The organism is Maribacter vaceletii, assembly GCF_003634105.1.
In the GTDB taxonomy this organism is placed as follows: Bacteria; Bacteroidota; Bacteroidia; order Flavobacteriales; family Flavobacteriaceae; genus Maribacter_B; species Maribacter_B vaceletii.
Genome location: NZ_RBIQ01000009.1, coordinates 139,170 through 164,868, shown reverse-complemented (window position 1 = coordinate 164,868; position 25,699 = coordinate 139,170). Strand labels below are relative to the sequence as shown.

General features: G+C 31.6%; 17 protein-coding genes and 1 tRNA gene. 11 read left to right on the top strand and 7 right to left on the bottom strand.

Annotated elements, in window-relative coordinates:
• Positions 1-38: 38 nt before the first annotated feature.
• The 3 genes from CLV91_RS11540 to CLV91_RS11530 all read right to left on the bottom strand — a co-directional run bounded on the left by CLV91_RS11540 (position 39) and on the right by CLV91_RS11530 (position 2,506).
• Positions 39-1,340: a carboxypeptidase-like regulatory domain-containing protein gene (locus CLV91_RS11540; RefSeq protein WP_121068098.1), complete on the bottom strand. Its 1,302-nt coding sequence runs from the start codon at positions 1,338-1,340 to the stop codon at positions 39-41.
• Between the two features lie 116 nt (positions 1,341-1,456).
• On the bottom strand, positions 1,457-2,197 hold the full coding sequence (rluF, locus tag CLV91_RS11535; protein WP_121068096.1) for a 23S rRNA pseudouridine(2604) synthase RluF: 741 nt from the start codon (positions 2,195-2,197) through the stop codon (positions 1,457-1,459).
• A gap of 60 nt (positions 2,198-2,257) precedes the next feature.
• On the bottom strand, positions 2,258-2,506 hold the full coding sequence (locus tag CLV91_RS11530; RefSeq protein ID WP_121068094.1) for a hypothetical protein: 249 nt from the start codon (positions 2,504-2,506) through the stop codon (positions 2,258-2,260).
• 145 nt (positions 2,507-2,651) lie between these two features.
• On the opposite strand from CLV91_RS11530, the gene CLV91_RS11525 reads away from it, so the two are divergent.
• From CLV91_RS11525 to CLV91_RS11510, 4 genes are all read left to right on the top strand, one after another.
• Positions 2,652-3,530 carry a peptidyl-prolyl cis-trans isomerase gene (locus CLV91_RS11525; RefSeq protein WP_121068092.1) on the top strand — a complete coding sequence of 293 codons (879 nt, stop codon included), beginning with the start codon at positions 2,652-2,654 and terminating at the stop codon, positions 3,528-3,530.
• On the top strand, positions 3,514-4,968 hold the full coding sequence (locus tag CLV91_RS11520) for a peptidylprolyl isomerase (RefSeq protein WP_394340494.1): 1,455 nt from the start codon (positions 3,514-3,516) through the stop codon (positions 4,966-4,968). The genes CLV91_RS11525 and CLV91_RS11520 overlap by 17 nt, the downstream gene beginning before the upstream one ends.
• A gap of 4 nt (positions 4,969-4,972) precedes the next feature.
• Positions 4,973-5,926: an AAA family ATPase gene (locus tag CLV91_RS11515; protein WP_121068088.1), complete on the top strand. Its 954-nt coding sequence runs from the start codon at positions 4,973-4,975 to the stop codon at positions 5,924-5,926.
• A gap of 282 nt (positions 5,927-6,208) precedes the next feature.
• Positions 6,209-8,989, top strand: a complete 2,781-nt coding sequence (locus tag CLV91_RS11510) for a bifunctional aconitate hydratase 2/2-methylisocitrate dehydratase (RefSeq protein ID WP_121068086.1) — start codon at positions 6,209-6,211, stop codon at positions 8,987-8,989.
• A gap of 309 nt (positions 8,990-9,298) precedes the next feature.
• Here the strand turns inward: CLV91_RS11510 and CLV91_RS11505 are convergent, their stop codons facing one another.
• Positions 9,299-12,466, bottom strand: coding sequence for a COR domain-containing protein (locus CLV91_RS11505; RefSeq protein ID WP_121068083.1), 3,168 nt, complete (start codon positions 12,464-12,466; stop codon positions 9,299-9,301).
• 165 nt (positions 12,467-12,631) lie between these two features.
• Positions 12,632-15,826, bottom strand: a complete 3,195-nt coding sequence (locus CLV91_RS11500; RefSeq protein ID WP_121068081.1) for an AsmA-like C-terminal region-containing protein — start codon at positions 15,824-15,826, stop codon at positions 12,632-12,634.
• Positions 15,827-16,018: 192 nt separating this feature from the next.
• Here CLV91_RS11500 and CLV91_RS11495 point away from each other — a divergent pair, with 192 nt between their 5' ends.
• The 3 genes from CLV91_RS11495 (at position 16,019) to CLV91_RS11485 (ending at position 19,481) form a co-directional block, all read left to right on the top strand.
• Complete coding sequence (locus CLV91_RS11495; protein ID WP_121068079.1) at positions 16,019-18,292, top strand: aconitate hydratase; 2,274 nt, start codon at positions 16,019-16,021, stop codon at positions 18,290-18,292.
• A gap of 69 nt (positions 18,293-18,361) precedes the next feature.
• A complete protein-coding gene (locus CLV91_RS11490) occupies positions 18,362-18,916 on the top strand; it encodes a TlpA family protein disulfide reductase (RefSeq protein ID WP_121068077.1) in 555 nt (184 codons plus the stop codon).
• Position 18,917: 1 nt separating this feature from the next.
• The gene (locus CLV91_RS11485; RefSeq protein ID WP_121068075.1) at positions 18,918-19,481 is read left to right on the top strand and encodes a TlpA family protein disulfide reductase; all 564 of its coding nucleotides are present in this window, start codon (positions 18,918-18,920) and stop codon (positions 19,479-19,481) included.
• A 34-nt stretch (positions 19,482-19,515) separates the two neighbouring features.
• On the opposite strand, the gene CLV91_RS11480 is transcribed toward CLV91_RS11485, so the two are convergent.
• Positions 19,516-19,599: transfer RNA gene (locus CLV91_RS11480), tRNA-Leu, on the bottom strand.
• A 64-nt stretch (positions 19,600-19,663) separates the two neighbouring features.
• On the bottom strand, positions 19,664-20,695 hold the full coding sequence (locus tag CLV91_RS11475) for a LacI family DNA-binding transcriptional regulator (RefSeq protein ID WP_121068073.1): 1,032 nt from the start codon (positions 20,693-20,695) through the stop codon (positions 19,664-19,666).
• Between the two features lie 263 nt (positions 20,696-20,958).
• On the opposite strand from CLV91_RS11475, the gene CLV91_RS11470 reads away from it, so the two are divergent.
• The 4 genes from CLV91_RS11470 (at position 20,959) to CLV91_RS11455 (ending at position 25,678) form a co-directional block, all read left to right on the top strand.
• Positions 20,959-22,017 (top strand): aldose epimerase family protein, encoded by a 1,059-nt coding sequence (locus tag CLV91_RS11470; RefSeq protein ID WP_121068071.1) that lies wholly within the window; start codon positions 20,959-20,961, stop codon positions 22,015-22,017.
• Positions 22,018-22,188: 171 nt separating this feature from the next.
• Positions 22,189-23,073 carry an AraC family transcriptional regulator gene (locus CLV91_RS11465; protein ID WP_121068069.1) on the top strand — a complete coding sequence of 295 codons (885 nt, stop codon included), beginning with the start codon at positions 22,189-22,191 and terminating at the stop codon, positions 23,071-23,073.
• Positions 23,074-23,247: 174 nt separating this feature from the next.
• Positions 23,248-24,555, top strand: a complete 1,308-nt coding sequence (locus CLV91_RS11460; protein WP_121068067.1) for a GntP family permease — start codon at positions 23,248-23,250, stop codon at positions 24,553-24,555.
• 106 nt (positions 24,556-24,661) lie between these two features.
• Positions 24,662-25,678 (top strand): L-rhamnose/proton symporter RhaT, encoded by a 1,017-nt coding sequence (locus CLV91_RS11455; protein ID WP_121068065.1) that lies wholly within the window; start codon positions 24,662-24,664, stop codon positions 25,676-25,678.
• The last annotated feature ends 21 nt before the right edge of the window (positions 25,679-25,699 follow it).

The window sequence follows — 25,699 nt, the reverse complement described above, 5'->3', positions numbered from 1 at the left end:
AAAGCATATTATTATGTTTTGGCTCTCCTTTTTTTTAGTTATGGTTTAGATGTTCCTTCATTAGTATTAATACGTTTTAACTGGCGTTTAATTTTTCTAATAGCAGACTCTATAGATTTCTCTGGTTCTATTATGTTGTATTCCCCCCAAAAATCTGGGTCAGAAAAACCTACTGCCGCATCACTTAAAATAATAGAAGATTTAATGCGCTCTTTTGGTTTTGGTAATAGCTCTTTAGTGCTTTTCTCCCAATCAGTAACTGCCATTTCGCAGGTCATGCTATATACAGAGTTAAATAATCTCTTATCCCAATCAATTTTAAATTCTAAAAATACATTACTGTAACCGTAATACCATTTGCCATCTTTTTCTCTGTAATCTACTCTATATGCAACTTCTGTAGGCCATACGTTTGCGTTTTTTGGTTTTCTACGAACAAACATTCTAGATGCAGCCTCTTTATTTGTGACATTTAATTTATAGGTGGCATTGGTAAGTATTTTATTTTCAATATCTATAAAAAGTTTTCCTTTGTATAAGGGAGAGTACACATGGGGCTTTTGTTTAAAATTAATAACATAGATTAATTTATCATTTACTCGTGTAGAACTATCAAAGCTAAAAGTATAATGGTCTAAAGATTCTTCACTAAAAATATATTCAGGATATTTTATAATATCAATATAAAGAGCATTAAAAGGCCCCCCTTGTAGTTTTAAAGCAACAGTATCTAATTTATTATAATCTGTGCTTTTTCTTGCTTTATATAGCTGTACTGCATCATTCCTGTATGAGGTGTATGGGGTTTTGTATATATTAACTACAGCTTCAGACAAGGAAACATTTTTTCTCCTCTTCTTTATGGTTTCCCTATAAAAAGCAGTCATTAAAGTTGGGTCATCAAAATAGTTTTCTCCTTTACTTTTTAATGTTTCCCTTACTAGTGCTTCTGCATTTTTTGGAATACTTAAATTAACTTCGGTTAGTTCTGTTACAGAAACGGTTAAATATATTTTTGTTTTATTTTTTTTGAATTCACTTAAAGGAATAATTTTTGTTTTGTATCCTAAAAAAGAAACGATTACATTTTTACTTTCTGTGGAGTTTGGAATCTTTAAAGAAAATTCTCCTTCTGTATTTGTTACGGTACTAATGTTTGATTTTTCTATAGCTAGAGTTGCAAAAATCAATGGTTTTTTTGAAGATTTATCTAATACTTCTCCTTTATATTCGGCATAATTATTTTCTGGTTCTTGAAAAGCAAAAGCAATTGTACTATTAAAGCTTAATAGAATAAAAGTGGTAAATAAAAATAGGAATACTTTTTTGTTTGCTGCCATGGTAATTTTGGTTTTAGAAAACTAGTTGCCCTCAAGAGAAAAAGAGATTAACTACAAGGTACTAATTTTTAAATAAATAGATGTTAAATTTCACTATTTTTAAAAGAAGTAACTTGTTAAAAATCAGTATCATGAGTTTTTGTAGAGGTAGATACTAGTCTGTTAATTTCAGCAAGTTCTTTTTCGGTAATATACCGCCACTTTCCAACGGGTACATCTAAAGAGATATTCATAATACGTTCTCTTTTTAGCTTTTTTACCTCATAAGTTAAATACTCGCACATACGTCTAATTTGACGATTTAATCCTTGGGTTAAAATAATTTTAAATTGGTATTTACTTATTTCTTCCACTTCACATTTACGAGTTACGGTATCTAGAATTGGAATTCCGTTTCGCATTTGGTGTAAAAAATTGGGGGTTATTGGTTTGTCTACGGTAACAATATATTCTTTTTCATGATGGTTTCTTGCGCGTAATATTTTGTTAACAATATCACCGTCATTGGTTAAAAAAATAAGTCCTTCACTGGGTTTGTCTAATCTGCCAATTGGAAAAATTCTTTTAGGGTAATTTATATAGTCAATTATATTATCTTTTTCTACTCTTGTATCTGTAGTGCATACAATCCCAATAGGTTTGTTAAAAGCAATATATACGGGTTTTTCTTTAGGTTGGGTAACGCGCTCACCATCTACCTTTACAATATCTCCTTCCATAATTTTAGTACCCATTTCAGGAACTTTATCATTAATGGTAACTCTGCCTTGTTCTATAAGTTTATCCGCAGCTCTTCTAGAGCAAAAGCCAACTTCACTTAGGAACTTATTAATTCTTGTTTTTTTAGGCTCTGTCATAAAATAGTATCTGTGAAGAATAGTAGTTTTTAATTTGTATAGTAAGGGTATATAATGGTTCTATGCCTTATTTTCAACATAAATTTCTCCTCTATGTGGTTTTAAAGCATCTCTTAATGGTATCATATTAGATTCCTCTACAACCATATAAGCAATACTATGCATATCATTAAGCATAGAAAAACCAGTAATGTTTATAGAAAGTCCCTCCATACTAATATATTCTTTTAAATGTATTTCATGGTGTTCTGCGGTTTTTAATGCTGCAGGACCACGAAAATCCCAAATAAATTTTATTTTTTTATCCATTTAAAGTTTTTAAATCAAAAATATTAGGCATCTAAATTAGTAATTCTATATAATATGAGTATAAAATGTAATTAGTAAAAACATAAAATATTGCAAAACACCATCTTATTACTATTTTTGCGGAATGTGTTTATTTAAAGGGAATATGAAGTTAAAAATTGCAACCCAATTTATTTTGTGTTTGTTACTTGTTTTTAGTGTCTTTTCTTGTGGCTCTTTTATTAAGAAAGAGCAAGAGAAAAAACCTTTGGCAAGAGTAGGGGAGTCTTATTTATATATGAGTACTGTGGCTCCTTTTTTAAGAAAAGGAATTTCTTCTAATGATAGTGCGGCAATAATTTCTAATTATGTTAATAATTGGGCTTCTAAGCAGTTGTTGTTAAAGAAAGCAAAGATTAATTTACCAGAAGAAAAGCTGGCAGAATTTGACACTCTAGTAGCAAATTATAAAACGGATTTATATACCAGAGCTTATAAAGAGGCTTTAGTGCAACAAGGAAGCGATTCTTTAGTAACTACTGCACAATTAGAAAGTTTTTATGACCGTGAAAAAGAAAATTTTAAACTCAAAGAGAGAATAGTTAAACTGCGTTTTGTAGAGTTGCCTAAACAATTTTTAAATAAAGAGGAGGTAATAAAAAAACTAAAGAGCTTTAAAAGTGACGATTTAAAATTTTTAGACTCTATTGGTGTTCAGTTTAAAAAATTAAATTTTAATGATTCTATTTGGGTGTCTGCCTCTAGAGTTATACAAGAAATACCTCCATTAACTATTGAGAATCAGGATAAGTACTTAAAAAAATCACAATTTTTTGAATTGGAGGATGCATTAGGGGTATATTTGGGAAAAATTGTAGAAGTAAAAGAAGTAAATGACGTAGCTCCTTTGTCTTTTGTAAAACCAAATATTAAACAAGTTCTGCTAAGTAGAAGAAAGTTAGATTTTGTTAGAAAATTGGAAACAGAAATTATAGACGAAGCAGTTAAAGAAAAAGAATTTGAAGTATATGTTGAAAATGAGTAAAACAAAAGCATTATTTATATGTAGTATGTTTTCTGTAGTTGCTTTTGCACAGGAAGCCGAACAAGAAGTTCCAGATACGCAAATAGAACCTAAAGAAATAGTTTTAGAAGAAGCAGCTATAGAACCTGTAAAAGATTCTGTTACTTTTAAGAGAATTAAGTTAGATGGTATTGCTGCAGTAGTTGGGGATTATGTTATTCTAGAGTCAGACATAGAAAAAACATTGATAGATTTAAAAAGTCAGGGAGCCTCTACAGAAGATATTACTCGTTGTAGTTTGTTGGGGAAATTAATGGAGGATCGTTTGTATGCCCACCAAGCAGTACAAGATAGTATCTTAGTTTCTGATGATGAGGTAAATGCTACAGGAGATAGACAATTACAATCTTTAGTGCAGCAAATAGGATCTATGGATAAGGTCTTAAAGTATTATAAAAAAGAAGACGAGGCTAGTTTTAGAGAGGAATTATTTAAGATTAATAAATTACGTATGTTATCAGAAAAAATGCAGGGTAGCATTGTATCTGAAATAGAAATTACGCCAGAAGAGGTAAGACAGTTTTTTAATAAAATTCCAGAAGCCGAGAGACCAGTTTTTGGTGCAGAAATGGAAATAGCACAGATTGTAAAATCTCCAAAACCTTCTGAAAAAGAAATACAAAAAGTATTAGATAGGCTTAATGAAATTAAAGCCGATGTTGAGGATAATGATTCTAGTTTTAGTGTAAAGGCAATTCTTTATTCTCAGGACCCAGGGTCTAAGCCAAAAGGAGGTTTTTATAGTATTACAAAAGAAACTGGGTTTGATAAAACGTTTAAAGACGTAGCATTTAGTTTGCAAGAAGGAGAAATTTCGGAGCCTTTTGAAACACAATTTGGATACCATATTATTTTTATTGAAAAAATTAGGGGCCAAGAATTAGATTTAAGACATATCTTAATTCAACCAGAAATTTCAGATGATGCATTACTTGAAGCTAAAACAGAACTAGATAGTATCCGAGCTAAAATAAACGAAGGGAAGTTTACTTTTGCAGAAGCCGCACTTAATTTCTCGGATGAAAAAGAAACAAAATTTGATGGTGGTTTGTTAAGAAACCCAACAAATTTTGATTCTCGTTTTGAGTTAACAAAAATGGATCCTTCGTTATATAACCAAGTAAGAAACTTAAAAGACAATGAAGTTTCTTACCCTATTAGAGAAGATGACCCAAGAGGAGGGCCTCCAAAATATAAGCTATTAAAAGTTACTAATAGATATGATGAGCATGTAGCAGATTTTGCAAAAGACTATATAAAAATTCAAAAATTAGCCTTAACAGAAAAGCAGTTCAATGCCATTAAAGAGTGGATGGATGATCATATAGAAGATACTTATATTAGTGTTAATGACTCTAAGAAAGACTGCGATTTTACCAATAATTGGGTAAAGGAATAAATACATGTCAGACGTTACTGCAATAGAAAATTTAGTAAAAAAACACAAAGCTTTAAAGCAAGAAATTGCTAAAGTTATAGTTGGGCAGGACCAAGTAATAGATCAAATATTACTTTCAATCTATACAGGTGGGCATTCTTTGTTAATAGGTGTTCCTGGTTTGGCAAAAACCTTAATGGTGAATACAATAGCTCAAACCTTAGGATTAAATTTTAAGCGTATTCAGTTTACGCCAGATTTAATGCCTAGTGATATTTTAGGTAGCGAAGTTTTAGACCAAAGCAGAAATTTTAAATTTATAAAAGGCCCAATATTTTCTAATATTATATTGGCAGATGAGATAAATAGAACGCCTCCTAAAACGCAAGCAGCTTTATTAGAAGCAATGCAAGAAAGAGCCGTTACTATTGCAGGAACACAGCATAAATTAGATTTGCCATACTTTGTACTAGCAACACAAAACCCTATAGAACAAGAAGGTACGTATCCTTTGCCAGAAGCACAATTAGACCGTTTTATGTTTGCTATAGAGTTAAAATACCCATCTATAGAAGAAGAAATACAAGTAGTTAAAAATACTACGTCAGATACTAATGTGGTAATAAACACCTTATTTAGTGCCGAAGAAATTATTGCGGTTCAAAAATTAATTAGAAGAATACCGGTTCCTGATAACGTAGTAGAATATGCTGTTACCTTGGTAAATAAAACAAGACCAAATTTAGATACTGCAGAAGATTTTGTAAAACAATATATAGATTGGGGAGCAGGTCCAAGAGCATCTCAGAACTTAGTTTTAGCAGCAAAAGCACATGCAGCAATCAACGGTAAATTTTCTCCAGACATAGAAAATATTAAGGCAGTTTCTTTAGGAATTTTAAGACATAGAATTATAAAAAACTATAAAGCAGAGGCCGAAAACATCTCCGAAGAGGCTATTATTAAACATTTGTGGTAGTGTCAACACTGCATTTCAAACGTTTTCGTTAAAGGTATTGCTAAAAAAAGTACTTAAAAAATACAAAATTCGTTTTTTCATACGCATTTTTTTTGTTTTTCTATAAAACAATAGTAATCCAGTTAGAATTTTTTCCAAAAACTTGTAGATTTTAGTAATTTTACGAGATTGCATTTCCCTAAAATAATTTTGTTGGGAAGAGCTTTTTATGTTGATAGGGCTATTTAGCGAATAGCTTGATAAAATCACTTATCAAAATACAATACTAAAATAATTTCTTTTATGACGATTTATAAGGATTACATTGCGGAGATTGAAGAACGAAAAGGACAGGGACTTCATCCAAAACCAATTGATGGCGCAGATTTATTAAGCGCAATTATTGAACAAATTAAAGATGTAGATAATGCGAATAGAGAAGATTCTCTTAACTTTTTTATCTATAATGTTTTACCTGGAACCACAAGTGCTGCAGGTGTAAAAGCTACCTTTTTAAAAGAAATTATTTTAGGAGAAGAAGTTGTAAAAGAAATTACACCCGATTTTGCTTTAGAGCAATTATCTCATATGAAGGGTGGGCCTTCTGTAAAGGTGTTGTTAGATTTAGTTCTAGACCAAAAGGATATAGATATTGCTAAGAAATCTGCAGAAGTATTAAAAACCCAGGTTTTCTTATATGAAGCAGACACAGAAAGATTGGCAGATGCTATGAAGAAAGGCTGCCCAATTTCAAAGGATATTATAGAAAGTTATGCGCAAGCAGAATTCTTTACTAAACTTCCAGATGTAGATGAGGAAATAGAAATTGTAACCTATGTAGCAGGAGTAGGTGATATTTCAACAGATTTATTATCTCCAGGTGCAGATGCACATTCAAGATCAGATCGTGAGTTACACGGTCAGTGTATGTTTGAGCATAATAAAGAAATGCAAAATGAAGTATTAGCTTTAAAGGAGCAACATCCAGATAAGCGTGTAATGCTAATTGCGGAGAAAGGAACTATGGGAGTAGGGTCTTCAAGAATGTCAGGGGTAAATAATGTTGCGTTATGGACAGGAGTTCCTTTTAGTAAATATGTGCCATTTATTAATTATGCTCCAGTAATAGCAGGTACAAATGGTATTGCTCCAATCTTCTTAACTACTGTTGGTGTAACTGGTGGTATTGGTATAGATCTTAAGAATTGGGTTACTAAAAAAAATGCAGACGGTAATACTGTTTATGTTGCAGATGGGGAGCCAGTTCTAGAGCAAACCTATTCTGTAGATACAGGTACGGTACTTACTATCAATACCAAAGAGAAAAAATTATATAAAAACGGGGAAGCTGTTAAAGATATTTCTACAGCTTTAACACCTCCAAAAATGGAGTTTATAAAAGCAGGAGGTTCTTACGCTGTTGTTTTTGGTAAAAAATTACAAACTTTTGCTTGTAAAGTCTTAGGAATAGATGTTCCGCAAGTATACGCTGCAGCAAAAGAAGTTTCTGTAGAAGGACAAGGGCTTACTGCTGTAGAGAAAATATTTAATAAGAATGCAGTTGGTACTACACCAGGTAAAACATTACATGCAGGTTCTAATGTTCGTGTAGAGGTAAACATTGTAGGGTCTCAGGATACTACAGGTTTAATGACTTCTCAGGAATTAGAAATGATGGCAGCAACCGTTATTTCTCCAATTGTAGATGCAGGATACCAATCGGGTTGTCATACCGCATCCGTTTGGGATGATAAGTCTAAAGCAAATATTCCAAGGTTAATGTCTTTTATGAATGACTTTGGATTAATTACAGGACGTGATCCTAAAGGGAAATACTTTCCAATGACCGATGTTATTCATAAAGTATTAAATGATATTGCAGTAGATGATTGGGATGTTATTATTGGAGGAGATTCGCATACACGTATGGCAAAAGGAGTTGCTTTTGGAGCCGATTCTGGAACTGTAGCTTTAGCATTAGCAACAGGAGAAGCAACAATGCCAATTCCACAGTCTGTAAAAGTGACGTTTAAAGGAAATATGAAATCGTACATGGACTTCCGTGATGTGGTACATGCTACGCAAGAACAGATGTTAAATCAGTTTGGCGGTGAGAATGTATTCCAAGGAAGAATCATTGAGGTGCATATTGGAACCTTAACTTCAGATGAAGCCTTTACATTTACAGATTGGACGGCAGAGATGAAGGCAAAAGCATCGATCTGTATCTCGGAAGACGATACATTAGCAGAGTCCTTAGCAATTTCAAGAGACCGTATCCAAATCATGCTAGATAAGGGTATGGATAACGATAAGAAAGTATTACAAGGATTGGTAGATAAAGCAAACAAGCGTATAGCGGAGTTAAAATCTGGAGAAAGACCAGCGTTAAAGCCAGATGCAGATGCGGAGTACCATGCCGAAGTAGTGATTGACTTAGATAAGATTGTGGAGCCAATGATTGCGGATCCAGATGTAAATAATGAAGACGTATCTAAGCGTTATACGCACGATAACATTCAGCCATTATCTTTCTACGGAGGTACTAAAAAAGTAGATTTAGGATTTGTTGGGTCTTGTATGATCCACAAAGGAGATATGAAGATTTTAGCACAAATGCTAAAGAATGTAGAAGCACAACAAGGAAAAGTAGAGTTTAAAGCTCCTTTAGTAGTTGCACCGCCAACCTACAATATTGTAGATGAGTTAAAAGAAGAAGGCGACTGGGAAATATTAGAAAAATACTCCGGTTTTGTATTCGATGATAGTGCACCAAAAGGTTTAGCACGTACTAAATATGAAAACTTATTGTATCTAGAGCGCCCAGGATGTAATCTTTGTATGGGGAACCAAGAAAAAGCAGAGCCAGGGGATACGGTAATGGCAACTTCTACCCGTTTATTCCAAGGAAGAGTAGTTAGAGATACCGATGGTAAAAAAGGAGAATCTTTATTATCCTCAACGCCAGTAGTAGTATTATCTACTATTTTAGGAAGAACACCTACTATGGAAGAGTATGAAGCTGCTGTAGAAGGTATTGTACTTACAAAGTTTAAACCTTCTCAAAAGCAATTAGTAAGCTAATTATAGTTTTAAATTATAATATTTTAAAAGTCCGAGTTTTATGCTCGGACTTTTTTGTTTTTATATGTTAGTTTGAATAACTCTGAAGTATGAAGAATTGTATATGAACTGAGTGGAATAGAAGTATGGTTGTTTGAGGATTTCTCAGAAGGCAATACTTGTATGTTTTATATTTTACAACCTATAAGTTTTGTTTTGCATATTCGTTTATTATCCATGTGTTGAATTAAGTTCGTAAAAGAAAACTTATCATAGGAAAATTGCAGTATATTTTGAGTATATGTAAATCTAAAAATAATTTCTTCGTAATTACCTCATATTTAAAATTATATGAGCTAGTTCTCTGGTCTCATTGTTATGAAGATGATATGATATTGCTATTTTAATATTAGCAGATTTAGAAAGGTCAGATTTTTTATCTAATCTTGTAATTGGAAATTCTTTTTTGTCGAAACCAATTTTAGAATTAAGTTTGTCAATGTATCGAAAATAATTTCTGCATAGATTTTGAAAATTTTTAGTTTCCGCAAATACCAGCATAAAGTTTCTTTCTAGACCATGGGTGTCGTATTTGGTAAATAATTTGTTTATATGTGCGGCAATAATTCTATTTTTAGAACCACAACTTTTTAACCTTAAAGATTCAATTATTGTTAATGGAATTCCATTTTTTCTTCTAAGCATTAGATCTAACTCTCCTGATTTCAATCCAGATTCAGAAGCTCCCGATCTAGTTTGATCTGTAACATTATATCCTTTTGTTCTTAATAAATCAACTATATCATCATTTATTTGGTCTTCAATTCTTTTTACAAATTTTCGTTCCAATACACGAGATGATACTTCAATTATATCAAATGTTATTTTTTCAGGAGTTATTTGGTTTGCTTCTTTAAATAAGTTTAGTTCTAGATTATTGTTTTGTTCGCCATTTTCTAGTATACTTAGTATTTTGTTTATTGAAGCGACGTTTCCTGTATTACCGCAAGGAAATTCTTTTCCACCTTTTTCTCTATATTTTTCCAATGCAAGTAAATCAAAAAAATAAGGATTTTCATTGTCTATACATTCTTTACAAGTACATTGTAATTTTGTTTTAACACTTGATTTACTAGTGAAATTATATCGGCTATTAATAGTGTCTATAGCGAATAATACTTTTAATGCAATCAAATTTCTTTTAGGTCCTTTAGATTTTATTAAAATCTCACGTATACCTTGGCTTTCTTCAATTTCAGCTACCGAATTTAAATATTCAATAACTAATCCATCCCTCCAAACAGTTGTTTGATTTTTGGCAATAAAAGGATGAAGTTCTATTATTAGTAGTGTCATTATCCCTTTAGGCATAAAATCATAAATAACTTTGAGCTGAGTGGTTTCGCTATAATCAAACACTTCTCCACTTATTTTGTTTGGCTCAAGTAATTGTGGTATTATGAAATAATCAGTATTTATTACTTTATAACATAATTTAAATTTCACCATTAATTCTAAAATTTCAGCTTCATAGTCTTTGTGTAAGTTATCGTCTGTGTTAAAAATGTTTTGAATATCTTTAAGCATGAATTTACCTTTCTCTTTTTTGATTGACTCAGACTTTAGGATTCTATAGACTGCTTTTGTTGACCATTCATTTCTAAGAATAATGATGTTATTTAATATTGAAATAGAATTAAAGTCTTGAAAATGTAGAAAAACACCAAGATCATGGAATAATTGAGATAAATCTAATTTGTCTTGTTTTTCAGTTATCCCATTTTCGTCACAAATATCAAAAAGTTCTTTTGCAGAAATAACACTTTTCGACTTAGAAATTTTTTGTATTTTTTCCCTGACTTTCAACCAGGATTTCTCAAGCTTAATACCAACAAGAGGAAGAGACTTTATTTGATTAATGGTATTAAAGATGAATCTATGAAATTTTTGGGTTTCAGTTTTATCTTCTGAAATTTTCCTTAAGTCAATTTGATAAACTTGGTCAACTAGAAAGCTTCCAAATCGTTCAATTAAGGCTTTATGATTTAGATGAGCAATTTTTCCTTGTTTTTCATTGTTGAATAGGATAAGTGGACTCCCGCCTCCAAGTATTTCTATAATTTGGAACCAATAGTCAGTATCTGTTTTTTCAGTTCTCGTATCAACAACAAAAAGATATAAAGATCTTTTACTGAGAAAAAATTGATGAGTTTGATAAGCTATACTTTGTCCTTCGAAGTCCCAAATATTTAGCTTTATAGAGTTATTGTTATCTAACTTTAATGATAAAATTTCAACATCAATGCCTTGAGTACTTTCATCAGATTTGGGGAGTTTTGACTTTTCATTTCTTAGTTTATATCGTAATGACGTTTTACCTGCTCCTGTTCTACCAACAATTAATACTTTTGCTTCATTAAGGACGGCTTTTTGCGTAGTATTATTCAATCTTTTAAAATACCTCAGGATAGCTGAATTCCCTTGTTTAATAATTTCAATTGGTGGATATTCTAATTTGTTGTTCTTGAGATATATTGAACTAATAAATGGATTTACGAAAGTCGGTGATTCGTTAATCTGAGTACCTTTTTCGAGAATGTGCAATATAGGTTCTAATGAAATAACATTACATGAAGAGAAGTTTAAATTCTTTAAATTTTTAAGATTATTTAAAGGCTTAAGAGTTGAAATACTATTATTGCTAATATTTAATACTTCTATTGTCTTTAGATCTTTAATGAATTCAGGTATTACTTTTAGGTTGTTGTTCTCTAGTTCTAGTCTTCTAAGTTTTCTTAATTTGTTTAATTTTTGCGGATATTCTTTTATTTTATTGGAGCTAAGTCCTAATTGCTCTAAGTTTTGACGCCTTGTTAGGTCATCGGTGATGTTTACAATTTTATTTTTTTTTAAATTAAGACATTCAAGGTTGTTCAGATTCTTAATATTGGGTATATTTCTTAAGTAGTTATTTTCGCAATTTAAAGTTTTGATGTTTGTTAGTTCATTAATCCAATCGGGGACTTTTCTTAAGAAATTGTTATTGATTGAAAGGTTAACTAGTTTTTTTAAGCCTTTTATAAATCGTGGAAATTTTATCAAACGACAGTTGTCTAATACTAAAATTTCCAAATTGGAGTTATCAGACTCCCAAAATTTTAATTTTCCAAGATTGTTAAAACTAAAATCTATTTTTATTATAGATTTCATATTTAGAAGCCTTACTGGAAATTGGGAAAAGTTGTTTCCTCTTAGGTTTAGAAAAAGGATATTGTCTAAATCGTAAAACCAGTCAGGTAGATCTGATAATGAGTTGCTACTTAAATCAAGGCAAAATTTATCTTCAACTTCTCGCAAAATTTCAGGAACCTCTATTAGTTCAAGTGATGATAAATTGATAAATCCTGATTTATCGGAACGAATAGAATTAATCTTCTGGTCAACGTATTCATGGTGTTTTCTTCTGTTTTCAAAGAATATTGGATTATTTACTTTCACTAATTTGAATTGCTTTGTTTTTTAATTCCTTCTAATTCTAGGGGAAGTTTTGTTTCAAAATATTTATTGCCAAACAAACTTCGCAATTTTTTCTTACAAAATCAAACGGTTAGTATATGATATGAAAAAAAGCATGTAATAGCTTCCTAGAAAAACTATTACATGCTACTTCTCTTTTTTCTTACCTAAAGACACCTTGTAGTCGTCTACGTTCCCTTTAATTTTTAAATTAAGGTATTTTATTTTTTGGTTGGGATCTATTGCTGCAATGGTATCTTCTTGTTGGGGGCTACTAGTAGTATCTTTTTTGCCACCAAATAATTTTTGCCAAGCTGCTTTTTTTACAGTTTTCCATGGAATACGTATCGCATAATCTATATTTTGATTATTATCATGCGTGCCAGATAATTGCATATGCCCCAAAGTAGAAGCAATAGTCATATTAGGAATGGTAATTTTTCCTTGCTTTATATTTAGACTATTCTGTAAGGTGTCAAACCTAATGTTTTGCAGGTTTTTATCCTCCATATAATCTGAAAGAGCTAGCATGGGATTGTAATTTTTTAATCTTCCGTTTAGTACTTTTACATCCATTTCTAAAGTAGATTGGTCTAAATCTGGCACCAAATCTGGATATATTCTTATTTTGCCTTTGATTCTAGAGGTAAGCTTCCCTTGTAAATTATCGGAAACGAGATGGTCTTGTCCAAAGTTTTCAAACTTGAAGAGTAGTTTATCCAAATCCACATTATTTAATACCAAATTTGGTTGCATATAAATATGTTCTGAATCACTACCATTAAAATATCCGTTTAATTTAATATTTCCTCCAGCAGCATCCATATCCAAAGTGTCTATATAAATATAATGATTTGGGGTTGTTCTTACATCGGCTTTGATATTTTGTAAATCTATTCTATGGTATATAAAGTGCGCAACATTGGCCTTAAATTGCATATCTGTAAATGGTAATTCATATAAATTAAATGCATTAGCATGTTCTTTTACATCTGCATTTTTTAAAGTAGACACTTCTGCTGGTTTTGGCGGACTTACCTTAAAATTAAAAAGGGCATCAAAGTCTATATAATTTGCATTTACACTTAGGTAATTATCTCTTTTCTTTATTTGTGCATCTTTCCCTAAATAATAGTTTAAATCGAAATTAAAATTGGTAGTTCCTATTTCTCCATGAAAGTCTTTTATAACTACGTGTTCATCTTGATAATGTATATTCCCCTTAAAATCATGAAAACGAAGTGGATGTAATTTCATTTTAGTATCTAGTTTATCTAGAGCTAAATCTATAGAATGCATAGAGGAGTCTTTATAATGCATACTAGAAGCAAAATGCAATGCTAAATCATTAAAAGTTTCATGTTGGTATTCTTTGGGAACATAATTTTCTCCTTTATAAGAAAAGAGATCTTCGAGTCTTAATTGGTTAGCAGTAAGATTTATATCTAAATCTATATTCCCATTAAGCTCTGGTTGCATCCAAAAGGCATAGTCATGTATAAGTCCGTTAAAATGAAAATCACTATCATCTATATAGCCTGTAAAATCTACTAACTGCAAGTCTTTATCATCTATTAAAACATCGGCATGAAAATCGTGTAGTTTATGTGGATAATGTTTTAATTCTGCATACAAACTATCTACAAAAAACTCCCCTTTTGGTAAATATTTAGATGCTGTAAAATCTTTGGCAGAAGTTTTAAAAGAAAACCCTAAGCTTAAGTTTTTAATTTCTTCATCGATACCAGTTGGGATAGAATCTTGTTTTGAAAAGCCAGTTAATTGCGCAATATCTAAGGTATTAGAAGTAATATCTAAATGAGCTTTTACGGGAATATTGGTATGGTGTACTATAGCTGGTAAATTGGAAAGAAAACCACGTGCCGATAGGTCTGATTCTCCTATGGATAAATTGAATTGGTTTAGCGTTGCTTCTTTGCCATTCATTACTATATGTACATCTAAATTATGTAAGGGTGCGGGAAGCTCTTTGGCGTTTAAGCTTAAGTTTTTTACCAGTAATTCGGCAAAGTAAGCTTGATTAATTTTTTCTAGTGCCTTTTCGGGCTTGTCAATATCTATAATATCATGAAAATTCATTTTCAGAGAAACTTCTCCAGAGACATCTTGTACTTGTTGCAGTTCAAAAAAGTCTGTAATAAAATCGAGATTAAAATTCGAATTTATTTGCATATCTACTTCAGGAGATTCAAAATTCTTTACAAAAACAGCACCTTTAAATGTTCCTTTTTCTAAAGAGGCGGTCATATTAGTTAAAGAAAATTCCATGGTACTAGCGCTCCTATTTTTTCCATTCGTAAAATGGCCATTGAAACCCATGCTATCTATCTTTTTTCCTTTTTTTGTGTTTTCTAAAAAAGCTTTTCCTGCACCAAAATTAGCATTGATAAAAGGTCTGTTCCCTTTGTTTGATGGTCCTTGGATACTAGCATTAAAATAAATTTCGCCGGCATTTTTGTATTTATCTAATATGGGTATTACATCTGTAGGAGCAAAAGCAATTAGCATATCAAAATTGGGCTTTGTTCCTTGTATTGTAAGGTCTAGATCTACGTCATTCTTAGTATCTATAGAACCTTCTAACTCAAAATCTCCATTTTCCATGACAATACCTGATGGTTGTATGTCTAGAATACCAGTGTATTCATTAAATGCTACATCAGTATGAACTTCAAAATGTTTTTTATGGATAAAAGTAGTATCTCCATTTTTTATCACATTTAATTCAAAATCGGTATCTATATGCCCCGCAATGATACTATCTGTTTGACTAAAACCACCTTTACCTTTATAAATAAATTTTTCAACATCTGTATTCGTAGCTTCATCTAAAGTGTGAAAATCTAGATTTTTTAATTTAATTTTTTTTAAGTGAATATTAGTAGAGGGAGTTTCTGTTTCCTGAGTACTAGCTAAGGAATTTTGAATATTAGTAGTATTATTTTCATGAATTACGATGTTAAAAACACCTTCTTCTAGAACTAAAGACTGAATATCATAATTTCCTTTTACAATATCCCATAGATTAAAACCTACGTATATGTCTTTTACATCCATAATGGTGGGTGCGTTGTCTTTTTTTGTCTCCAGAATTTGCACATCATACACTTTTATAGATACGTATGGAAAATTACTAAAAAGCGATAATTCACTCTCACCAATAGTAATAAGGCCTTTGTGTTCTTTGTTTAGGATTGCAATTTCCTCTTTAATAATTTCAGATTGGTTACTCTGAATATATAGCATTAAAGACCCTACTAATAACACTGGAACTAGTATTAGTGCTATTAAAATTCGTTTCCAGAATTTTTTAATCTTCACAGTAGATATCTTTATGGATTAGGAAAGGACTGTATTATTAAGGCAAACGAATTGGTGTCAAAAAAATTTTATTTCTGAGGTCATTTAGTTTTTTTGATAAATGCAGGTACGTATAGAATATTTACATGATACGCATGTACTAATTTTTGTATCTTAGGGAACACTTAAAAAGAAACTAAAAAAAATATATCTATGGCATTTGATATTGATATGATAAAAGCTGTGTATTCTAACATGGCAGAAAGAGTAAATGTGGCGAGGGGTGTTGTGGGAAAACCTTTGACTTTAGCGGAAAAGATTTTATATGCGCATTTATGGGATGGTAATGCAGAGAAAGCATTTGTAAGAGGAAAAGATTATGTAGATTTTGCGCCAGACCGCATTGCATGCCAAGACGCAACGGCACAAATGGCATTACTACAATTTATGCAAGCGGGTAAACCTAAAGTTGCAGTGCCAACTACAGTGCATTGTGATCATTTAATACAAGCAAAAAATGGCGCTTCCGCAGATTTAAAATCGGCGAATACCACAAGTGCAGAAGTATTTGATTTTTTAGAATCCGTTTCTAACAAATATGGTATTGGTTTTTGGAAACCAGGAGCGGGTATTATTCATCAGGTAGTATTAGAAAATTATGCTTTTCCAGGAGGTATGATGATTGGTACCGATTCTCACACGGTAAACGCTGGCGGTTTAGGTATGGTTGCTATTGGAGTTGGAGGTGCAGATGCTGTAGATGTAATGGCAGGAATGGCTTGGGAGCTTAAATTCCCTAAATTAATAGGTGTTAAGTTAACAGGAACAATTTCTGGCTGGACCGCTCCTAAAGATGTTATTTTAAAGGTTGCAGAAATTTTAACGGCAAAAGGAGGTACAGGCGCAATAGTAGAATATTTTGGTCCTGGTGCATTGTCTTTATCTTGTACAGGTAAAGGGACTATTTGTAATATGGGAGCAGAAATAGGAGCAACAACATCTACATTTGGGTATGATGACGCTATGGAACGTTATTTGCGCGCTACAGACAGAGCAGATATTGCAGATGCTGCAAATAAAGTAAAAGAACATCTAACTGGAGATGCAGAAGTATATGCTAATCCAGAAGACTATTTTGATGAACTTATAGAGATTAATTTATCGGAATTAACCCCATTATTAAACGGTCCTTTTACACCAGATTTATCTACCAAAGTTGGTGTGGATATGAATAAAAAGGCAACCGAAAATGATTGGCCTATAGCAGTAGAATGGGGACTAATAGGTTCTTGTACTAACTCTTCTTATGAAGATTTATCCAGAGCTTCATCCATAGCACAACAGGCTATAGATAAAGGCATAAAAATGAAATCGGAATTAGGGATTAACCCCGGTTCTGAGCAAGTGCGTTATACGGCAGAGCGTGATGGTATTTTAGGAATTTTTGAAAATCTAGATGCTAAGATATTTACCAATGCTTGCGGACCATGTATTGGGCAATGGGCAAGGTACAGTGATCCTAAAAATGCTCCTAAAAATAGTATAGTGCATTCTTTTAATAGGAATTTTGCAAAACGTGCAGATGGTAACCCAAATACACACGCTTTTGTAGCTTCTCCTGAGATTACTGCAGCTATTGCTATTTCTGGTAGATTAGATTTTAATCCAATGACGGATAAGCTAATTAATAAGAATGGAGAAGAAGTAATGTTTGACGAGCCTACAGGATGGGAATTACCACCTAAAGGTTTTGAGGTAAAAGATGCAGGTTTTCTTGCTCCAGATGAAGATGGGTCAGGTGTAGAGGTAAAAGTGTCTCCAGACTCTGAAAGATTGCAATTGTTAGAACCATTTACACCTATAAAAGATGAGAGTTTAATAGGGTCAAAATTATTAATTAAGGCTTTTGGTAAGTGTACAACAGATCATATTTCTATGGCTGGGCCTTGGTTACGTTTTCGTGGACATTTAGATAATATTTCTAATAACTGTTTAATAGGTGCCGTTAATGCTTTCGGTAAAAAAACTAATTTTGTAAAAAACCAATTAACAGGAGAGTTTGGTGGTGTTCCAGATACAGCACGTGCATATAAAGCAGCTGGGGTAAGAAGTATCGTAGTTGGGGATCATAACTATGGAGAAGGGTCTTCTAGAGAACATGCTGCTATGGAGCCTAGACATTTAGGGGTTGCTGCGGTTATAGTAAAGTCTTTTGCTCGTATTCATGAAACAAACCTAAAAAAACAAGGTATGTTAGGCTTAACGTTTGCAAACGAGAGCGACTATGATTTAATCCAAGAAGACGATACGTTTAATTTTATTGATATTTCTGAGTTTACTCCAGATAAGCAATTAACAATTGAAGTGGTTCATGCAGACGGGAGTAAAGATGTTATACTGGTAAACCATACCTATAACGATGCGCAAATAGAGTGGTACAGAGAAGGTTCTGCTTTAAATGTTATAAAAATGGAAAATGCTGGCTAGGTACTAGCTTTAAATATTTAGTAAAAAACTCCTGTTATTCTTCAGGAGTTTTTTAGTTTTGGATTATATATGAGTAAAAAAACAATAGTAAACGTAGTATTAATAGTTATAGTAGCCTCTTTTTTTATTACCCCAGTTGGGTATTATGGTAAAGTGTGGTTAAATAAAATATTTGCTAAAACGCCAACTATTATTGCGGTAGCGGATAGAGAGAAAATTAAAGATTATGAGTGGGAATTAAAAGATGCTAATTGGAATGTTTTTAATTTTAATAAATCTAAAGGGAAAGTTGTTTTTATTAATTTTTGGGCTTCATGGCGTTTGCCTTGTGCAGCAGAGTTACAAGAAATTCAAGAAGTATATACTAAATATAAGGATACGGTAGAATTCTATATTATAACCAATGAAGAAAGAGCTCCAGTAGAAGAGTTTATGGTGAAAAATGAATTTACTTTTCCTGTTACGTATTTATTTATAGGAAAAAAATCGCCACTAGAGATTTTGGAGGCACCTGCATCTTATCTTTTAAATAAAAAAGGAGAGGTTGTTATTAAAGAATTAGATATAGCAGATTGGGATAATACTACAATAGATACTTTATTACAAGATTTGATAAAGGAGTAAGATGAAAATAAACAAGAATCTAATTGGTAATATACTGTTTGTTGCGTTACTAGTTATTTTATTATTTACTCCTTTAGGTTTTTCTATTAAAGTATATGTGAATAGGCTGCTTTCTTTTAGTCCGTCTGTGTTAGATGTAAAAGAGCAGGTTGTAATTAAAGATTATAATTGGGAGCTACGTACTTCTAAATTGGAACATATAAATTTAAGGGATACACAGGGTAAGGTAGTATTAATAAATGTTTGGGCTACTTGGTGTCCCCCTTGCGTAGCAGAAATGCCAAGTTTACAAGAATTATATGCAACTTATACTAAAGAGGTTGTTTTCATATTTATAGCACAAGATGAACCTGAAAAAGTAAGTACTTATCTTCAAAAAAATAATTTTACTTTTCCTGTGTATTATGAGCAATCTAAGGCTCCTATAGCTTTTTTGTCCAATAAAATACCAACAACTTATATAATTAATAAGAAAGGAGAAATTGTAGTAGCTAAAACTGGAGCTGCAGATTGGAATAGTGAAAAAACTAGAAAATTAATAGAAGGTCTTATTGTTGAAGAATAAAAAACGCTTTTATACCTAGTAAAAAAGCGTTTTGTGCCCACGACTGGAGTCGAACCAGCACGTCCATAAGAACACTACCCCCTCAAGGTAGCACGTCTACCAATTCCGCCACGTGGGCAATACAATAAAGCGCAAATATATAAAGCTAGAGGGGAACTAAAAATTAAATTAGAGTTTTGTTTCTAAGAAGTTAATAGGTTTTCTTTTAGGATAATATCTATAGGAATATTGTAATTTGTTTTTAAAGTTTCTTGCTTGGCAATATGGTTAAATAAGTTTTTAATAGCCATATATCCTTGTAATATAGGTTGCTGATTAATTAAGAAATTTATTTCTTCATTTTTTAAGCAGCTAATATTATCTTCATTTAAATCGAACCCAATTATTTGTATGTTGGTAATGCCTTCTTTTTTTAAAGCTTTTACTAGAATATGAGACTTAGAGTTTGTAACAAAAATTCCTTTTGGAGTTTTTGTTTTTAGCCAGGTAATTAGCTCAGAGCTTAATTTAAAATCATTTTTTAAATAATAAGATTTAGAAAGGATTTCTTTTTTGTAGTGAACAGTTTTTAGAAATTCTTTAAACCCTTCTTCTCTTTGCGTATTGTTTACTAAAGTGCCTTTGTCGTTTTGTTTATTTATAATAAGGTATTCTCCATCCGTGCCAACAAGTCCATAAAGCAATCTGCCAGCAACCTTGCCTGCCTGACGGGAGTTTTGTCTAATAAAATGAGCATTATTTTCTAAGTCTATCTCGGTATCTAAAAAAACAACAGAGGTTTGTTTTTTAGCAGCTTTTTGTAATAGAATATTACTTTCTGTTTTAAAAAAGGGTACTGTAATAATAGCATTATATTCTTTTAAAAAAATAGCGTCTATTTCTTTGCTATAGGTTTTAGAGTCCTTAAAATGTAAAAAATCTACCGCAACTCCCATTTCTTTTAATTCACTAACAGCGTTATTAATGCCTTGTATTGGCAACTTCCAATAGTTCCATTCTTTTTTTGTTTCAGGTAATAAAACTGCAAATTTTATCTTTTTTATAGATGCTAGCTTAAGCCTGCTAGCAGTAGTGTTTTTTGTGTATCCCGTTTCTTCTATAATTTTAAGAATCTTTTTTTCTGTTTCTTTAGAAACACCAGGTCTTTTATGAATAACACGGTCTACTGTTCCAATAGATACATTTGCGAGCTTTGCAATTTGTTTTATTCCCATGTTTTAAGCGTATGACTAAATTATTAGTGTAAAAATAGGATTTAAAAAAGGAAGTTGCATTTATTAGCGTAGGTTAAACCTATTAAATTATAGCAATATTAACAGTAATACTATACTTTTTGTTATTTTTAAACAATCTAGAAAAATTAATTTTTAGGAATGAATAGTATAAAGTGTTTAGGTGTTATTTTAGCTTCTACTTTTTTATTTATGCAATGTAAGCAAGATAATAAAGTGAAAAAAGTTGCTAAAGAAAAAAACATATGATTAAAGAGGATAGTTTTAAGGATGTTATAAATGGAGAAGAAATTGGTTTATATAGGCTTAAAAATAAAAATGGTTTGGAAGCTGTTTTTACAAACTATGGACAACGCCTTGTAGCTTTATATGTTCCAGATAAAGATGGTAATTTTTTGGATGTAGTTTTAGGTTTTTCTTCTTTACATGAGTATACTGAGCCAAAAGGAGGTTATTTTGGGGCTGTAATAGGACGATATGGAAATAGAATTGCAAATGGAAAATTTAGTTTAAATGGTAATGAATATACTTTAGTTAAAAATAATGGAGAGAATCATTTACACGGAGGAGTAACTGGTTTTAATGACGTTATATGGAAAACTAATAGTATAGGTTCAAATGCAGTAGAATTTTCAAGAACTTCTCCAGATATGGAGGAGGGGTATCCTGGTAATTTAGATGTTACTGTAACTTATAAGTTAACAGATGCTAATGAATTAAAAATTGAATATAAAGCAACAACAGATAAAGCAACGCCAATAAATCTTACAAACCATTCCTTTTTTAATCTAAAAGGGGAGGGAGTAGGAGATGTGCTAGATCATGTGTTAACCCTTAATTCAAATACATTTACTGCATTAAATGAAAATCAAGTTCCTACGGGAGAATTAGTAAATGTAAAAGGAACTCCTTTTGATTTTACTACCCCTAAAGAAATTGGAAAAGAAATAAATAATTCTCATGAGCAATTAACTTTAGGGAATGGTTATGATCATAATTTTATAGTAGATTCTTCTAAAAAGAATACTGAAGGAATTTCATTTGCTGCAAGAGTTGTAGAACCTGTTTCAGGAAGAGTAATGGAAGTTTATACTAATGAACCTGGAATGCAATTATATACCTCAAACTTTTTAGATGGATCTGTAGTTGGTAAATGTGGTAAACCTTATTTAAAAAGAGGGGCTGTTTGCTTAGAAACACAACATTATCCAGATTCTCCTAACCAACCAAAATTTCCTTCCACTATTTTAAATCCAAATGATACATATTCTTCTGTTTGTATTTATAAGTTTTTAGTAGAATAGTTAAAAAAATACTCTTTCCCCTTGGTAAATGAGTATTTATTGGCTTTTTTACACTAGCACTATTTTATCATGTTTATGTATTTTTTGTTGTTTTTTTGGTAATTTTTGTAGATTTAAAGATGCTTTATGCATTTTTTTTCATGTGTAAAGTACACTAATACAATATTAACTATGAAATTAACATACAAACAGACAGAAAGAAAACCAGAAAATTCTTTTTTGGCAAGGCAAGATACATTACCCTGTATTGAGCAAGATTGGCATTTTCATAAGGAGTTAGAATTAATATACTTTATGAAAAGTACAGGAACTCGTTATGTAGGAAATTCAATTGGTAATTTTGGTCCGGGAGAATTATATCTCATTGGTAGTAATGTGCCACACCTGTTTAAAAATCATAAAGAATATTATGAAGATGAAAATGTAACAGGAGTTGTGGATCTTATTGTTGTAAAGTTTGAAAAAAGTTTTTTAGGAGATGCTTTTTTAAATTTAACAGAGTCAAAAAGATTGCAACAGTTATTCCAAAAAGCAGATAGAGGACTTAAGTTTTCTAAGGCTGTTACTTACTTGGTGCATAGCTATATGGTTGGTTTAGTAGGCAGTAATGGTTTGTCTAGTGTAATTGGATTATTAAATGTTTTAGATATTTTATCTATAAGCGAAAACTATGAGCCGCTATGCTCTGAAGTTATTACAAATACATTTAATAAGAATGAAAAAGAGAGAATGGCTAGAGTTATTTTGTATTTAACAGAAAACTTTGAAAAGAAAATTGAATTAGAGAAAGTAGCATCTATAGCTTATATGACACCAAATGCTTTTTGTCGTTATTTTAAGAAAAGAACACATAAGTCTTTTACCCAATACCTTAATGAAATACGTTTGCGTCATGCTTGCAAATTATTAATAGAAGGGGAGTTGCAAATATCTACAATATGTTACCAATCTGGATTTAATACACTTACCAATTTTAATAGACAATTTAAGGGCTTAATGAATGTAACCCCATCTGAGTATATGGAGAAATATAAGAAAGACCAGGTAGTAGCTTAATTGTGTTTTAATGAATTTCTTTGGTAAAATAGTGCTATCGTGAGGTATCTTATTTATAAGTAACTATTTGTTAAATTAATAGTTTTGATTTCTACTAGGGACTTAAAATTTAAATACTTTGAGGTTTACCCTGTACTAATTTAGTTTATTGTTCCTTTTTTTAAAATATATTTTATGTTAGGTTTAGTTGCTTTAATCTCTTGTATTGTTTTACTTATTGTTGCGGTTACGGTATTTAAAGTGCATCCTATACCTGCACTATTAGTTTCTGGTTTGCTATTAGGGTTAGCAACAGGTAGTACAGTTGGTGTCGTAACTGAAAGTTTGTTAAGTGGTTTTGGGAATACTTTAAAATGGATTGGTTTAGTTATCTTATTTGGTACACTATTAGGTGAAATATTAGCTAAAACAGGTGGGGCAGATATCATAGCAAATAGTATAATTAATTTATTTGGAGTAAAATACTTGCCATTATCTATGGCGGTTATTGGTTTTTTAATAGGGATACCTGTATTTATGGATGTTGCTTATTTAACATTACTTCCTACAATATTAGTCTTATCAAGAAAATCTGGACATTCTGTTTTAGTTTTGGGTCTGTCTTTAACTATGAGTTTAACAGTGGCTCATGCTTTAATACCGCCAACACCTGGTCCATTAGCAGTTGCATCTATTCTTAATTTACAAGTTGGTAAAATAATACCTTTAAATGTTGTAGTTGCTATTGCGGCTATTGTTGGAGGTTTAATATGGGTAAAAATAAATACTCAAAGTTTTAGTACTGTTATTAAAAAACCTAATGAAGATGTAATTGAAAATAAAATAGAAATTAAAGGCTTTAAAAAAGTTTTGCCCTACGCATCATTACTTGTGCCTTTATTATGTATGTCTTTAGGTGCAATTTTTTCTACCTCCAACCCATTCATTGCTTTTGTTAGTAACCCTGTTTGGGCATTAATGATTGGAGTAGTTTTAGCACTACCATTAATGCCTATGAAAAATTTTGCATCCGAATTAAATAACTATTTCAATGAATCTGGGGCAAAATGTGCAATAGTCATTTTAATTACAGGAGTAGGAGGCGCATTTGGGCAGGTGATAAAAGATACAGAAATAGTAAATTCACTATTTACAGAAGTTGGTGGTGGAAACTTAACGGTATTAACGGTTATAATTCCTTTTTTGCTAAGTTTCTTATTTACAACAGTAACCGGTTCCATTACGGTTTCATTAATAACAACATCCTCAATTGTGGCGCCTTTAATAAGTTCTGGAGCTTTTTATCCAGAATTAACAGCTGCAGCAATAGGAGCAGGCTCTTTAGGAGTTGTTCATGTGAATAGCAGTTTTTTTTGGTTATTTAAAGAAGTGCATAATGTAGGAGTATCTAAATTACTTAAATCACTAAGTCTTTTAACGGCAATAGTAGCTTTTTCGGGAGGAATAATGGTTGTTATTATATATTTTATTAAAAGTATATAATGTGTTTTAGTTAGATTTATATAGGTTAAAATAATGTAAGGTCAGGATAAATTAGAACCGTTATTTTTTATCTTCTTTTAGTTAATTTGTGGAAACACAATTTATTATGGAATTTGCATTTATACCTTTAGTTATAGTTTTAATAGCTAGTATTTTTCAAGGTTCTTTTGGACTTGGAATGAAATTTATGGCACCTCTTAAATGGGAAGCTTGGTGGTTAGTTCATGCTACAGTAGCTATGGTTTTGGTCCCATTGGTTTGGGCGTTAATAGTTGTTCCGGATTTGTTTAATGTAATATTTAATACACCTATTAGTGTTTTATTAGTAGGTATGTTTTTTGGTTTACTTTGGGGTATAGGGGGTATAATGTTTGGAAAAAGTATACCATATATAGGAATATCTTTAACGTATGGTATTGTAATGGGAGTTTGTTCTGCTGTGGGCGGATTAATTCCTTTTTTTCAATTAGAAAATGCGTCTTCACTTCCAGCTTTTCCTTATGTGATATTAGGAGTGTTTATAATGTTAATTGGAGTAGCAATCACGGCATATGCAGGAATACAAAGAGATAAGGTAGCTAACACGGAAGAAGGTAAAGGTGTAAAAGTAAACTTGAAAATGGGTTTAATTATTGCTGTGCTTAGTGGGATTTTATCTGCATTTTTAAATTTGGGCTTTGTTGGTGCGCAACCAGTAGGTGTTGCGGCAGAAGCTGCAGGAGCAATTTCTCGAAATAGTAGTTTAGCTATTTGGGTTGTTGTTTTGTTTGGAGGCTTTATTATGAATGCTGGTTATGCAATTTTTTTACTAACTAAAAATAAAACTTGGAACTCTTTTTCGGTTCCTAATTCAGGAAAAGCATATGCGTGGGCAATTGGTGCTAGTTTGTTGTGGTTTGGAGCTTTAGGAGTTTATGGGCAGGGCGCTACATTAATGGGTAAAATGGGGCCGGTAATAGGTTGGCCAATTTTGCTAGGAGTATCTTTAGTGGTAAGTAATATATGGGCTTATTTAAATAAAGAATGGGCTGGAGCATCAAAAGCTTTTAGTTGGTTAATAGCTGGTCTAGCTGTTTTAATAGTAGCAACTGTAGTCTTAGGATATTCAAATAGTGTAGTTTAAACAAGGTAATAAGAATCATTT